This is a genomic window from Aquibium carbonis, from assembly GCF_003970795.1.
GTDB classification, from domain to species: Bacteria; Pseudomonadota; Alphaproteobacteria; order Rhizobiales; family Rhizobiaceae; genus Aquibium; species Aquibium carbonis.
In genome coordinates this window covers 15,784-28,670 of the sequence record NZ_RWKW01000097.1, presented here as the reverse complement: position 1 = coordinate 28,670, position 12,887 = coordinate 15,784, and the positions used below count along the sequence as shown (strand labels likewise).

Here is a 12,887-nt window from a genome sequence, read left to right as displayed (position 1 = left end):
ACAGTCCCTAGCCGGCGTTGCGAAGGTCCTCCTTCGCGAGGTCCAGCGCCTTGACGATGCGGTCGCAGGCCATGTCGATCGTCTCCTTCGTCCAGATCAGCGGCGGCGAGAGGATCATGGTGTCGCCGGTGGCGCGCAGCATCATGCCATTGGCGATCGCATGGTCGCGGATCAGCACGGCGGCCGACCCGCCCGGCTGGAACCGCTGGCGCGTCGCCTTGTCCCTGACGATCTCGATCGCGCCGAGGAAGCCGAACGAACGCACCTCGCCGACGAGGTCGTGGCCTTCGATGCGCTCCTTCAGGGCCTTGGCGAGATAGGGGCCGGTCTCGTCGCGCACGCGCTCGATCATGCCCTCGCGCTCGATGATCTCGATGTTCTTCAGCGCCACCGCGCAGGCCACCGGATGACCCGAATAGGTGTAGCCGTGGTAGAACTCGCCGCCCTTCTCCACGATCGTGGCCGCCACCCGGTCGGAGACGAACAGCGCCGAGAGCGGCTGGTAGCCGGAGGTGAGGGCCTTTGCGGTGGTGATGGTGTCGGCCTCGATGCCCATCGACTGGGCGGCGAACCAGTCGCCGGTGCGGCCGTAACCGGTGATGACCTCGTCGAGCATCAGGAGCACGTCGTATTGCCGGCAGATGCGCTGGATCTCCGGCCAATAGCTCGCCGGCGGAATCTTGACGCCCCCTGCCCCCTGGATCGGCTCGCCGATGAAGGCGGCCACGTTGTCGGCGCCCACGCGCAGGATCTCGTCCTCGACGGCCCTTGCTGCGCGCAGGCCGAAATCATGGTCGCTTTCGCCGGGCTGCGCCAGTTCGTAGGCATAGGGCATCATGACGTGGGCGATGTTGGGCACCGCGCCGCCCAGCTGGTCGTGCATACCCTGCATGCCGCCGAGCGACGCGCCGGTGATGGTCGAGCCGTGGTAGGCCATGTGGCGCGAAATGACGCGGTTCTTCCGCGGCTTGCCTTCCAGCGCCCAATACCAGCGCACCAGCCGCAGCGCCGTGTCGTTGGCCTCCGAGCCGGACGAGCCGTAGAACACCTGGTTCATGTTCGACGGCGCGATCTCGGCGAGCTTCTGCGACAGCAGGATCGGTGTCGGCGTCGAACAGCGGAAGAAGGAGTTGTAGTAGGGCAGCTCCTTCATCTGGGCATAGGCGGCGTCGGCGAGTTCGTCGCGGCCATAGCCGATCGCCACGCACCACAGGCCCGCCATGCCGTCGAGGATCTCGTTGCCGGCGGCATCGTAGATGAACGGTCCCTTGGCGTGGGTGATGACGCGCGAGCCCGCGTCGCGCAGGTCCTTGTGGTCGGTGAAGGGATGCAGATGATGCGCGGCGTCGATCTGCTGGAGCTGTTCCAGAGTGTAGTTCTGATAGGTCATGAGGTGGGTCTCCTATGAAATCGTTCCAGCCGGGGCCGGAGGCGGATTCAGGCGGAGAGCGGGGGCGAATAGCCGATGCGCGCGCACAGCCGCAGCAACTCGGCATGCAGCGTCCGCCGCGACGGGGTCACGGCGACAGGCTGCTTCCTGCTGGTGCGGGCCGAAAGAGGCATGCGCGCAGTGTAGACGAGGCCGGGCTCGCGGTTCAAGCGGCGTCGCGGACGGCGATGTCAAGCCGCCGGCCGAGCACGAAGAACGCCTGCTCGAGCTGGTCGAGGCGCGAGGCGTGGTCGAGCCGGAACAAGCGGTCGACCTGCTCGCGGTGCCAGCCGAGACGGCGTGCCAGGTCGGCACGGGTCACGCCGGCGCCCTTCATCTCGCAATGAAGCGCGACCTTGAGGGCGGTCAGCGCCGGCACGACGACACGGTCTCCGGTACCGGCAGCGTCGGATGCCGGAATCTCCGTCCCGTCCGCGATCCGGCCGGCAAGCGCGACCTCGACGGCATCGACCACCCGCTCCAGCGCCTCCGCCTCATCCGCCCCGAAACTCGTCACCTCCGGAAGGGCCGGACAGGTCACGAGAACGGAGCCGTCGTCGTCGGGCTCGAGACGCACACGGTAGGACAGCATCACTTCAATCCCAAATCCTTCTTGATCCTGTTCACGAGTCCCGTGCCGAGTTCCTTCTTACTGCCATGCATCGGCAGGATGGATCGCCTCGCCGAGCAGCACACGGACATGGCCACTGCCACCCCGATGGGTCTCGAAGGTGCAGCCGCGCGCCGCCAGCCATTTCCGAAACTCGGCCGCATTCATGCTGAATGATACTCCACACAAGTGTGGAATTCAATGCCACTCAATCGCCACTGCGCCGCCGCACCTTCTCGCGGTAAAGGGCGAACACCACCAGCGCCACGCACATCGCCATCAGCACGGCGGGCAGGCCCTGTGGTCCGAAGGCCTGGATGGCGAAGCCCGCGCCCGGCGGGCCGGCGATGCCGCCGAGCCCCCACATGACCGCGAAGGCGGCATTACCCGCCACCAGCGCGGAGCCGGTGAAGCGGTTGCCGAGCTCGATCAGCGCCATGGTGTAAATGCCGTAGCCGGTGGCGCCGACGACGAAGAGCAGCGGCCAGACGACTGGGGTGGCGACGAAGACCGGCAGGAGCGCCACGCCCCCGGCGCTGATGGCCGCGCAGCCGATCAGCAGCAGGCGCGGACTGACCCGTTCGGCGAGCAGCCCGAGCGGCAGCTGCAGCACGATGTTGCCCGAGATCATCACCGTCAGGAGGGCCGACATGGTGACCGCGGCGATGCCGTAGGCGGCGCCGTAAACGGGCAGGAGCGACAGGATCGTCTGTTCGAAGGCCGCCGCCACCGCGGTCGCCATCAGCAGCGCAGGCGCCAGATGCAGGAAGCTCTTCAGCGGCACGGCGGCATGATCGTCGAGCATGGTGGGCAGGCGCGGCCCGATCACCACGAGGATTGCGACACAGGCGAGGAAGGCGGCAATGCCGATCGCGAAGGGCGCCCAGCCGGTGGTGCCGACCAGATAGAGCGTCAGCGGTCCGCCAGCGAAGCCGGCGCCGACGATGGCGGTGTAGAGACCCATGATCCGGCCGCGCTTGGCGGCGGGCGCGAGCGAGATCATCCAGACCTCCGACAGCACGTAGAGCGGGTCGATCGCCACGCCGATGAGGAAACGCAGCAGGAACCAGGCCCAGCCGTTCTGCAACGTTCCGACCAGGAACAGCAGCACGGAGGCGGTGATCGCGCAGGTGATGGCAAGCGTCGGACCGCCGACGAGCCGGGTCAGCCGCGGCACGAAAGGCGCCGACGCGATGATGCCGAGCGGCGTCATGGCGGCCGACAGGCCGATCATGGCCGGCGGCATGCCCTGCTCCTGCATCAGGAAGGTGAACAGCGGATAGGACAGTCCCTGCGCCAAGGCGAACACCGTCACCGTGGCAGTGACGCCGGCAAGGGCTGCGACGGGCAGCGGCGCGGAACGGGGGGTCGGGGCAGTGGCCATAGCGAGGCCCCTAACCCGCATACGCCGCACGCGTGAAGTGCCAGCGGCCAGGCGACGGTCGGCCAGTCGAAGAGCAGGCACTAAAAAGGCTCAGGAGGCTCGTCAACTATCGAACTTGGTCACGAACTCTCGTGGTCTACCCTTTGGGTCATGGAGGCCGGCCTAGACTGCTCTTCCTTCCACTCTAGCCGGGTATTGCCTTTCCCGGGTTCTGAATTGCCGGGTAGAGGTCAGATCCTGGCGAGGGCATGTTCGCGATACACCCATCCATGCTATCCATCCGGCAACCCATACCGCCCCAGTTCTTTAAAAAATCATCATCATTCAACAATGATCGAATACTGCTACTAGGATCTCCGCCGGCCTTTATTATCGCTTCATTGAACGCGGCAAGTTCTTCATGATAGGGCGACCACCGAGAACGTATCTCCACACTGGGCGCGATTGACTTGAAAAGATGAGCCGCGCGGATTCTCGTACCCAAATCCTCAGAAAGGAACTGCGCGCCAAATGCAGTTGTTAGGCCTGAGTCTATCTTAATCAGCTCTATCTCTTTGGCGGATTCATTATTTAGATAACCGACATATATCGACCCGAACGCAGTGACTACAGCTATGGCGATCGCTGATGCACCGCTGACGACAAGCGTTTTCCAGAAATCCCATTTTGCCTTTGTTTTTTCTAATTCTATCTTTTTAAACTCCAAGCTTATTTCTTGCTTCCACTTTTCAACATATTCTGACATTGCATTACACACATCTGGCCCAAAAAATCATAATTTACAATAGAAAGAATTTTTGAAAAGCACATTTTTTACTACCTAGCCTTCGTCGCAGTTTCCAATTTGAAATATTCCGAAATTATCGCTTGAAATTCAGAGAGTTATATTCTGTTCTCCTAGAGATTTTTCGGTGATTGTTTTACAATAAATTTGTCGCCTCCAGTGTTTTGGCGCCCATGTCGCATCCCTTGCCCTTCTGGTCGCGGCCTCCGCTATCCCGCACCGCCCGCGCCGCCAATATGGCCGGCAATGAAACCGACCTGCCCGCGGGGACGCGCATGACCGACGAGATTTCGGCTCTCGAGCCCACAGCCGGCGCCGACCGCTCGCGCCGGGGCGGCGGACGCGCAGGCAAGCGCGCTGGCAGTGGTGCGGCCTTCGAGCAACCCCCGTTCCGGCAATTGCGCATCCCCTTCGAACCGGTGAAATTTGTTTCCGACGACCAGCTGGAAACGATTCACGACGCCTCGCTGCGGGTGCTGGAGGACATCGGCGTTGAGGTGCTGCACGACGAGGCGCGCACCATCATGGCGGGCGCGGGCGCGCAGGTGACGCCGGGCACGCAGCGGGTGCGCTTCGACCGCGCCCTGATCATGGAATACATGGGCTACTGCCCTTCGCAGGTGACGCTGCACGCGCGTAACCCGGCCCATTCCATCACGCTCGGCGGCGACAATCTCGTCTTCGCGCAGATGGCTTCGGCGCCCAACTGCTCGGATGCGGATCGGGGCCGGCGCGCCGGCAACCAGGCCGACTTTCGCGATCTGGTTAAACTCGGCCAGATGCACAACATCCTGCATCTGACGGGCGGCTATCCGGTCGAACCGATCGACCTGCATCCATCGATCCGCCACCTCGAATGCCTGCGCGACTTCGCGCTGATGACCGACAAGGCCTTCCACGTCTATTCGCTCGGCAAGGAGCGCAACCTCGACGGCATCGAGATCGCTCGCATCGCACGAGGCGTGAGCCATGAGCAGATGATGAACGAGGCCTCGCTCATCACCATCATCAACACCAACTCGCCGCTCAGGCTCGACATCCCGATGATGGAGGGGATCATCCAGATGGCCCGCCACGGCCAGATGTCGATCATCACGCCGTTCACACTGGCGGGCGCCATGGCGCCGGTCACCATTGCCGGAGCGCTGGTCCAGCAGAACGCCGAGGCGCTGGCGGGCATCGCGTTTTCGCAGATGGTGCGCAAGGGCGCACCGGTCGGCTATGGCGGCTTCACCTCCAATGTCGACATGAAATCGGGCGCGCCGGCCTTCGGCACACCGGAATATATGAAGGCGCAGCTGGTCGGCGGGCAGCTGGCGCGGCGCTACCGCCTGCCCTACCGCACCTCCAACGTCTGCGCCGCCAATACGTTGGACGCGCAGGCGGCCTATGAAAGCGTGTTTTCGCTGTGGGGCTGCATCCACGGCGGCGGCAACTTCATCAAGCATGCCGCTGGCTGGCTGGAAGGCGGACTCGTCTGCTCCTACGAGAAGACCATCCTCGACATCGACCTGTTGCAGATGGTGGCGGAGTTCCTGACGCCGCTCGACCTGTCGGAAGACGCGCTGGGCATCGATGCAATCCGCGCCGTCGGCCCCGGCGGCCATTTCTTCGGCACGCCTCACACGCAGGAGCGCTACAAGACCGCCTTTTACTCGCCGGTGCTGTCGGACTGGCGCAATTTCGAGAGCTGGGCCGAGGCCGGTTCACCCACCGCCTACCAAAAGGCCAATACGGTGTGGAAGCAGCGGCTGGCCAGCTACGAACGCCCGACGATCGACCCGGCGGTCGAGGAAGAACTCAATGCCTTCGTCGACAGGCGCATCGCCGAGGGCGGCGCGCCGACGGATTTTTAGCGAGGGCGGGCAACGTGGATAAGAAGGCCCCCTCTCCGTCACCGCTGCGCGGTGACACCTCCCGCAGCCGTCGAAAGGCAGGCACGACCGAGCGCGCCCGTGCTCTCCGGTGGGTCGAAAACAGCGCTGAAGGAACGCTCTGGCTTGAGCTGAAGAACGGCAGGCTCGGCGGCTTCAGGTTCACGCGCCAGTTCCCGATCGGCCCCTATTTCGCCGACTTCGCCTGCCGCAAGCAGAAGCTCGTCGTCGAGGTCGACGGGTCGCAGCACGCCGGCAGTGCGCGTGACCGCCGGCGCGACGAGCATTTTCACGCACTGGGCTGGTCGACGCTGCGCGTCTGGAACCACGACGTCCTGAAGCATCGCACGGCTATCTGCGATACCATCCTTGCTGCTCCGGACGGCCGCCTCGCAAAGGACGTCGTCGCCACAGATTTTCGCTTTGCCCACGCAAAGAGCCCACCTTCCCACTCAACTCGTTCACGCACGGAACCCACCCCATGAAATCCCACGTCAAGGCAGTCGTCATCGGTGGCGGCGTCGTCGGCTGTTCGGTGCTCTATCACCTGGCCAAGGCCGGCTGGACCGACATCATGCTGATCGAGCGCTCGGAGCTGACCTCCGGCTCGACCTGGCATGCGGCCGGCGGCTTCCACACGCTGAACGGCGATCCCAACGTCGCCAAGCTGCAAGCCTACACGATCTCGCTCTACGAGGAGCTGGAGAAACTGACCGGCCAGGCCTGCGGGCTGCATCTCGTAGGCGGCTTCCAGATGGCCGACACGCCCGAGCGCATGGACTTCCTGCGCCTCGTCCACGCCAAGTGCCGCTATCTCGGCATGGACACGGAACTCGTCACGCCGTCCGAGGCCAAGGCGATGTTCCCGATCATGGACGAGAGCAATTTCGTCGGCGCGCTGTGGGACCCGATCGAGGGTCATCTCGACCCCTCCGGGACCACGCACGCCTATGCCAAGGCCGCCAAGATGCTCGGCGCCGAGATCGTGCTGCGCAACCCGGTGAAGGAGCTGACGCAGGAGCCGGACGGAACCTGGAACGTCGTCACCGTCAACGGCACCGTGAAATGCGAGCACGTCGTCAACGCGGGCGGGTTGTGGGCGCGCGAAATCGGCCGGATGGTCGGCGTCGAGCTTCCGGTGCTGGCCATGGAGCACATGTACCTGCTGACCGAGGACATGCCCGAGGTCATGGAATACAACGCCTCGAGCGGCCGCGAGCTCTGCCACGTCATCGACTTCAAGGGCGAGATCTACACGCGCCAGGAGCGGCAGGGCATGCTGCTCGGCACCTATGAGAAAGCCTGCAAGCCCTGGTCGCCGGTCAATACGCCTTGGGACTTCGGCCACGAGCTGCTACAGCCCGACATCGATCGCATCGCGCCGTCGCTGGAGGTCGGCTTCCGTCACTTCCCGGCAATCGAGAAGGCCGGTATCAAGCAGATCATCAACGGACCCTTCACGTTCGCGCCCGACGGCAACCCGCTGGTCGGGCCCGTGCAGGGCCTGACCAATTTCTGGTCGGCCTGCGCGGTCATGGCGGGCTTTTCCCAGGGCGGCGGTGTCGGGCTGGCGCTGTCGAACTGGATGGTGAACGGCGATCCGGGCTTCGACCTCTGGGGCATGGACGTGGCGCGCTTCGGCGAATGGGCCGGGCTGCGCTATACCAACGCCAAGGTGCGCGAGAACTATTCGCGCCGCTTCTCGATCCGCTTCCCCAACGAGGAGCTTCCGGCCGCCCGCCCGGCGCAGACGACGCCGCTCTACGACACCATGGTGGCGCAGAACGCCGTGATGGGAGATTCATGGGGGCTGGAGACGCCGCTCTGGTTCGCACCGGAAGGCACCGAGCCGAAGGACATCGTCTCCTTTCACCGCTCCAATGATTTCGAGCATGTGGGGGCAGAAGTTCGCGCGACACGCGAGCGCGTCGGCGTGACCGAAATCGCCAACTTCGCCAAATACGAGGTGGCGGGTGCCGGCGCGGAGGCATTCCTCAACCGGCTGATGACCAACCGCATGCCCAAGACCGGCCGCATCGTGCTCACCCCCATGCTGAACGAGAACGGCAAGCTGATCGGCGACTTCACGATCGCCAAGACCGGCGACGAAAAGTTCATGATCTGGGGGTCGTCGTCGGCGCAGAAATACCACATGCGCTGGTTCGAGCAGCACCTGCCCGCGGACGGGTCCGTCCGCATCCACCGCTTCGACCAGACGCTGGTCGGGTTGTCGATCGCCGGGCCGAAGAGCCAGGCGCTGCTGGCCAAGCTCGTCGACGTCGACGTGTCGAGCGCGGCGTTCCGCTTCATGGATTTCCGCGAGATGGCGGTCGGCGGCGCGCCCTGCATGGTCAACCGCATCACCTATACAGGCGATCTGGGCTACGAGATCTGGATGCAGCCTGCCTATGAGCGCCTCGTCTACGCGGCCATCAAGGAGGCCGGCGCCGAGTTCGGCATCGTCGACTTCGGCATGCGGGCGCTGCTCTCGATGCGGCTCGAGAAGAATTTTCCGACCTGGTACCGCGAGTTGCGCCCCATCTACGGCCCCTTCGAGGGCGGCATGGACCGCTTCGTCAAGCTGGAGAAGAACGACTTCATCGGCCGCGAGGCGGCGGCGAAGGAGAAGGCCGACGGACCGAAGCTGCGCCGCGTGTCGCTAGTGGTCGAGGCGGTCGACGCCGACGTGATGGGCGACGAGCCGATCTGGGCCAGGGTCGGCGACACCGACCATGGCACGGTGTCGGGTCCGGACGGCCACGGTCCGAAGCGCTACGGCAAGGACGGGCAGGTGGCGACCCGTTCCGAGGCGGACTATGGCGCATCCTCGATCCGCGGTATCCGCGACGGCGAATGGCGCGTCGTCGGCTGGGTGACGTCGGGCGGCTACGCCCACTACATCGACAAGTCGATGGCGCAGGGCTACGTGCCGGCCGCGCTGTCGACCGACGAGAGAGAGGGCCTGTTCGAGATCGAGATCCTCGGCCGGCGCTGCCCCGCGCGCATCAACGTCGAGCCGCTGTTCGACCCGTCGGGCGAGAAGATGCGGGGATGATCGCGCCATAGACGATTGCGGCGGTCGGCCCCTTCTGCGATGAAGTGGCCGATCCCGCCCGGCGTCGCCGGGCCCTCGCATGCCCGCATGCGCGCCGGGGTGACATCCGGCAGGAACCGACGATCGGAAACGCCATGGCTGCCCTCGACCGCTCCCCTCGCCTCGCCGTCCTCATCGACGCCGACAATGCCTCCGCCAAGATCGCCGGCGGTCTCTTCGAGGAGATCGCCAAGATCGGCGAGGCCAGCGTGCGCCGCATCTATGGTGATTTCTCCAGCAGCCGGTCGAAGGCCTGGATCGACGTGCTGGCGAAGCATGCGATCGTGCCGCACCAGCAGTTCGCCTACACGACCGGCAAGAACGCCTCCGACATCACGCTCGTCATCGACGCGATGGACCTGCTGCATTCCGGCCGTTTCGACGGCTTCTGCCTCGTGTCGTCCGACAGCGATTTCACGCGGCTCGCCTCGCGCATCCGCGAACAAGGGATCGACGTGTTCGGCTTCGGCGAGCAGAAGACGCCGGAAAGCTTCCGCCAGGCCTGCCGGCGCTTCATCTATACCGAAAACCTTCTGCCAGGCGCGGCCGCGGACAGTTCCGAGGCCAGCGACGAGCGTCCGTCGGGGACGTTGCAGCCGCCGAGCAACGCCGTTCCACTGATCCGGCGGGTCCTGGCGGAAATGGAGAGCGCCGACGGCTGGGTGCATCTCGGCGGCGTCGGCACGCAGCTGGTGAACCGCTATCCCGACTTCGATCCACGATCGTACGGATTTCGCAAGCTGTCGGACCTCGTCCGCAAGACCGGCGCCTATGAGGTGAAGCCGGGGCCGGGTACGTCGCTCGTCATGCGGCCCGTTCCTCGCGTGGCGGAACAGGCGGCAACGGAGCAGGACACCGCAAAACCGGCGGCGAAGGGCACGTCGCGTGGCAGAAGATCCGCCAAGGCAAAGCCCGGCACGAAGCAGGATTGAGCCGTGGGGACAGCGTCGGAGAAAGAACCGGCGTCTGGTCAGCCCCGATGGCGATCCTTGCGGATACGGACCGGCACCGGACGCGGCCGGTTTTGCTGGGAAATGGTGTGTGCAACGATCGCCACGAGCGCGATCGACGAGCCCACGAGTGCGAGAAGCCAGAAACCCTGATCGACCATGGCGACATCTCCTTTGGATGAGGCAACGCCGCCTCGTCCGTCCCGTTCCATGACAGTGTGTGTCATTCGTGAAGATTAGGTAAGCACCGGAACGCCCGCGTCAACTGCGGCAGCGTGTCCTCACGATGTCGTGCGGTCATGCGAGGGCGCTCGCGGTTCGCGAACGCCCCGCCGGTCGAGGCCCTACGCTACGACGCGGGCTGGCCGGACTTGCGGCCCCGCGTTCCCATGCCGATCCAGAGTTCGGCATCGGCGACGAAGCCCATGACCCAGTCCCAGACGCTATCGTGGACCTTTTCGAGCCGGGTCATGTCCTCGTTGTAGGTCCAGACCGACGAATCCGCCGCGCCGTTGGCCAGCAGGCAGGACTGGTACTCCAGATAGCGGGCCGAGATGAAGAAGGCGCCGGGCGGCGGTGGTGTGATCTGCTCGTCTTCGTCGGCTTCCGCGACCGCTTCGGCGACGCTTTCGTTCACCGCGTCGAGGCGGTCGGCGAAGAAGTCGATCTCGCGGGCATCGACGAGGCAACCGGCGCGGCGGCCGATCAAGGCAAGGATCGAGCGGTAGGATGCGGGCAAGGGACCGTATCGTTCCTCGATCGCCGCGATCTCGGTCTCGGAGCAGCCGCCAAGGCTCGACACGTCGGCGATACCGCTCGAGATCAGCCGTCGGCGAAGGCTTTCGATATCCATGGGAGGCCGAAGCGCCGCGCGGATCGCCGGGGCAAGGTGCGCGACCCGACGCGCGCAGATGTAGGGCAGCCCCAGCCGGCGCCGGGTCCAGCCGACCACGCGCAAGCCCGCGGCGGCCTGCTCGAACCGGCGCGCCAGCGCCAGGCTCCTGCAGTCCACCGCGCAGAGGTCCGCATGGCCCGCCGCGACGGCCTGCATGGAGGCGCGGTGCCCGCCTGTCGCAACGAGAGGGCCAAGCAACGCGAGGTCTTCGCCCGCTTCGCGCAGGTCATCCGCCAGCGCCAGCCAGCCAGACATCGAGTGCTTTTCGTTGAAGGCGAACCTCCGGCCTCGCATCAGGTCGAGCGGCAAGAGCGATTCTCCGCCCGGCCCCGGGGCGACATCGCGTTCAGGCGCGCCTGGATCGCCGGCACGCATGAGGATGGCGCTGGAATAGGAAACGTCGGCTCCCCCGGGCACATCCGAATAATCCGGCTGTCCAATCACCAGCACGCGATCGCGAAGGAAGGTCGCGTTCATCGGCCCCCAGCAGGTCTGGGCCAGGAGCAGGTCCGGATGCCGCCACAGCGTCGGCAGGTCGAGTTCATCGGGCGGCAGCGTCGCGGGATCGGGCGCGAGCAGACGGCCGTCCAGATCGCGGATACCGCCCGGCACGGCCGGCATGTCGGCGTTGCGGCGGCAAAGCGTTTCGGGCGCGTCGACGCCGGCCGCCCGCAACCGGTCGCGCATCGCCGACCATTGCGCATCGACCTCGGCGCGGACCTCCGGCCAGTCATACATGGGAAGGGCGGCGATGAAGGGGCTCATCGCGACATCACGCCCCATCCGCCCGCCCCTGGCAAGGCACCGCGGCAGCCGGCGTCACGCGGCGAGCCGGCAACCGCTCAATCCTTCGGCGGTTCGGTGGGAACCGGCGCGCTGCCGGCAAAGCCGGTGAGGCCTCCTGCCCGGATGCGAGGGCGGAACGCGCGGCCCGGTTCCGCCGCGCGGCGCAGCACGGGATGCGCCACCGGTTCCTTGGCGCGGAACGCGAAGGCCGCGAAGAGTGCGCGGTAGTTCGGGAACACGTAACCGCCGTTCATCTTGACCCACTCGTCACGGCGCTCGGCGAACAGCGCGGGCAACCGGTACCATGCGACATTGGGCATCTTGTGGTGCACGAGATGGAGGTTGTTGTTGAGGAACAGGAACGACAGCGGCGAACGCTCGACGATCAGCGTACGGCCGTCCGGCCGCTCCGACCATTGGTGCTCGGCATAGGTGCGCACCGAGATCAGCGCCTGGCCGAGCCAGACGGGACCGAGCACATAGAGCCAGAGGGGCATCCCGAAACCGACATGGATGACCGGCAACACGATGGCCAGGCCGATCCCGTGGAGCACCCAGGCCCTGCCTATGACGCGGTCGCCATGCAGCATTGCGCGTGCGTCCGAGATCAGGAAGCCGAGCGAGCCGAGCCAAGGATTGAGCAGCATGCGCCCGACCAGCGTGTTGTTGACGGCCAGCAGCGTCTTCATCGCCCGGGGCAACTGCTCGTGCTGCCAGAGAGCGCGGTAGTAGCTTTCGGGATCGTCGAAAGGATCGGTCAGCCGGTCGTCGGCATGGTGGCGCAGATGCACCGCCTTGAAGCGGCGGTAAGGCCAGACGAGACCGACCGGAAGCGCGACGAGCAGTTCGTTCAGCCGGGGCGAGCGCGTCGGGTGGCCGTGGCAGGCCTCGTGCATGAGCGACGACTGGAGCGCGAGCACGATTCCCATGCCAGCGAGCGCCACCAATGGCCAGTCCGGCCAGACCCAAAGTCCCAGCGCCAACCAGGCACCATAACAGGCCACGATCAGGGCCACCGTTGGCCATTCGATCCGCAGGAGGCCCCCGCCTCGCTCACTGCCTTTCATGACTGTCAAGTTTT

At 65.4% G+C, this 12,887-nt stretch carries 13 protein-coding genes; 4 read left to right on the top strand and 9 right to left on the bottom strand.

Translation table 11 applies throughout. From position 1 onward, the window contains the following. Positions 1-7 precede the first annotated feature (7 nt). From EJC49_RS21430 to EJC49_RS21405, 6 genes are all read right to left on the bottom strand, one after another. A complete protein-coding gene (locus tag EJC49_RS21430; protein WP_126701970.1) occupies positions 8-1,390 on the bottom strand; it encodes an aspartate aminotransferase family protein in 1,383 nt (460 codons plus the stop codon). 47 nt (positions 1,391-1,437) lie between these two features. After that, positions 1,438-1,599, bottom strand: coding sequence for a capsid protein (locus EJC49_RS21425; protein WP_245453510.1), 162 nt, complete (start codon positions 1,597-1,599; stop codon positions 1,438-1,440). After that, positions 1,596-2,021: a type II toxin-antitoxin system HicB family antitoxin gene (locus EJC49_RS21420; protein ID WP_126701969.1), complete on the bottom strand. Its 426-nt coding sequence runs from the start codon at positions 2,019-2,021 to the stop codon at positions 1,596-1,598. Before EJC49_RS21420 ends, EJC49_RS21425 begins: the two co-directional genes overlap by 4 nt. A gap of 57 nt (positions 2,022-2,078) precedes the next feature. Then, positions 2,079-2,207 (bottom strand): hypothetical protein, encoded by a 129-nt coding sequence (locus EJC49_RS26225; protein ID WP_280960058.1) that lies wholly within the window; start codon positions 2,205-2,207, stop codon positions 2,079-2,081. A gap of 40 nt (positions 2,208-2,247) precedes the next feature. Continuing rightward, positions 2,248-3,423 (bottom strand): MFS transporter, encoded by a 1,176-nt coding sequence (locus tag EJC49_RS21410; RefSeq protein ID WP_126701968.1) that lies wholly within the window; start codon positions 3,421-3,423, stop codon positions 2,248-2,250. Between the two features lie 184 nt (positions 3,424-3,607). Next, entirely contained in the window at positions 3,608-4,168 is a 561-nt protein-coding gene (locus tag EJC49_RS21405) for a hypothetical protein (protein WP_126701967.1), read from the bottom strand. Positions 4,169-4,482: 314 nt separating this feature from the next. On the opposite strand from EJC49_RS21405, the gene EJC49_RS21400 reads away from it, so the two are divergent. The 4 genes from EJC49_RS21400 to EJC49_RS21385 all read left to right on the top strand — a co-directional run bounded on the left by EJC49_RS21400 (position 4,483) and on the right by EJC49_RS21385 (position 10,107). Continuing rightward, positions 4,483-6,063 (top strand): trimethylamine methyltransferase family protein, encoded by a 1,581-nt coding sequence (locus EJC49_RS21400; protein ID WP_126701966.1) that lies wholly within the window; start codon positions 4,483-4,485, stop codon positions 6,061-6,063. Positions 6,064-6,077: 14 nt separating this feature from the next. Continuing rightward, positions 6,078-6,566 carry an endonuclease domain-containing protein gene (locus tag EJC49_RS21395; protein WP_126701965.1) on the top strand — a complete coding sequence of 163 codons (489 nt, stop codon included), beginning with the start codon at positions 6,078-6,080 and terminating at the stop codon, positions 6,564-6,566. Further along, positions 6,563-9,136 (top strand): GcvT family protein, encoded by a 2,574-nt coding sequence (locus tag EJC49_RS21390; protein WP_126701964.1) that lies wholly within the window; start codon positions 6,563-6,565, stop codon positions 9,134-9,136. The genes EJC49_RS21395 and EJC49_RS21390 overlap by 4 nt, the downstream gene beginning before the upstream one ends. Positions 9,137-9,270: 134 nt before the next feature. Next, a complete protein-coding gene (locus EJC49_RS21385) occupies positions 9,271-10,107 on the top strand; it encodes an NYN domain-containing protein (protein ID WP_126701963.1) in 837 nt (278 codons plus the stop codon). Positions 10,108-10,145: 38 nt separating this feature from the next. Here the strand turns inward: EJC49_RS21385 and EJC49_RS25810 are convergent, their stop codons facing one another. The 3 genes from EJC49_RS25810 to EJC49_RS21375 form a co-directional block, all read right to left on the bottom strand. Further along, complete coding sequence (locus EJC49_RS25810; RefSeq protein ID WP_170314818.1) at positions 10,146-10,286, bottom strand: hypothetical protein; 141 nt, start codon at positions 10,284-10,286, stop codon at positions 10,146-10,148. A gap of 188 nt (positions 10,287-10,474) precedes the next feature. Further along, positions 10,475-11,803 (bottom strand): PhnD/SsuA/transferrin family substrate-binding protein, encoded by a 1,329-nt coding sequence (locus EJC49_RS26245; RefSeq protein ID WP_342635372.1) that lies wholly within the window; start codon positions 11,801-11,803, stop codon positions 10,475-10,477. Positions 11,804-11,862: 59 nt separating this feature from the next. Beyond that, positions 11,863-12,873 (bottom strand): fatty acid desaturase, encoded by a 1,011-nt coding sequence (locus EJC49_RS21375; RefSeq protein ID WP_126701995.1) that lies wholly within the window; start codon positions 12,871-12,873, stop codon positions 11,863-11,865. Between the last annotated feature and the right edge of the window lie 14 nt (positions 12,874-12,887).

Excerpts from the sequence above, each read along its gene's own strand:
- EJC49_RS26225 (WP_280960058.1), bottom strand. The coding sequence starts at position 2,207 with ATGAATGCGGCCGAGTTTCGGAAATGGCTGGCGGCGCGCGGCTGCACC.
- EJC49_RS21385 (WP_126701963.1), top strand. The coding sequence starts at position 9,271 with ATGGCTGCCCTCGACCGCTCCCCTCGCCTCGCCGTCCTCATCGACGCC.
- EJC49_RS21410 (WP_126701968.1), bottom strand. The coding sequence starts at position 3,423 with ATGGCCACTGCCCCGACCCCCCGTTCCGCGCCGCTGCCCGTCGCAGCC.
- EJC49_RS21405 (WP_126701967.1), bottom strand. The coding sequence starts at position 4,168 with ATGTCAGAATATGTTGAAAAGTGGAAGCAAGAAATAAGCTTGGAGTTT.
- EJC49_RS21430 (WP_126701970.1), bottom strand. The coding sequence starts at position 1,390 with ATGACCTATCAGAACTACACTCTGGAACAGCTCCAGCAGATCGACGCC.
- EJC49_RS21400 (WP_126701966.1), top strand. The coding sequence starts at position 4,483 with ATGACCGACGAGATTTCGGCTCTCGAGCCCACAGCCGGCGCCGACCGC.
- EJC49_RS26245 (WP_342635372.1), bottom strand. The coding sequence starts at position 11,803 with ATGGGGCGTGATGTCGCGATGAGCCCCTTCATCGCCGCCCTTCCCATG.
- EJC49_RS21375 (WP_126701995.1), bottom strand. The coding sequence starts at position 12,873 with ATGAAAGGCAGTGAGCGAGGCGGGGGCCTCCTGCGGATCGAATGGCCA.
- EJC49_RS21420 (WP_126701969.1), bottom strand. The coding sequence starts at position 2,021 with ATGCTGTCCTACCGTGTGCGTCTCGAGCCCGACGACGACGGCTCCGTT.
- EJC49_RS21390 (WP_126701964.1), top strand. The coding sequence starts at position 6,563 with ATGAAATCCCACGTCAAGGCAGTCGTCATCGGTGGCGGCGTCGTCGGC.
- EJC49_RS25810 (WP_170314818.1), bottom strand. The coding sequence starts at position 10,286 with ATGGTCGATCAGGGTTTCTGGCTTCTCGCACTCGTGGGCTCGTCGATC.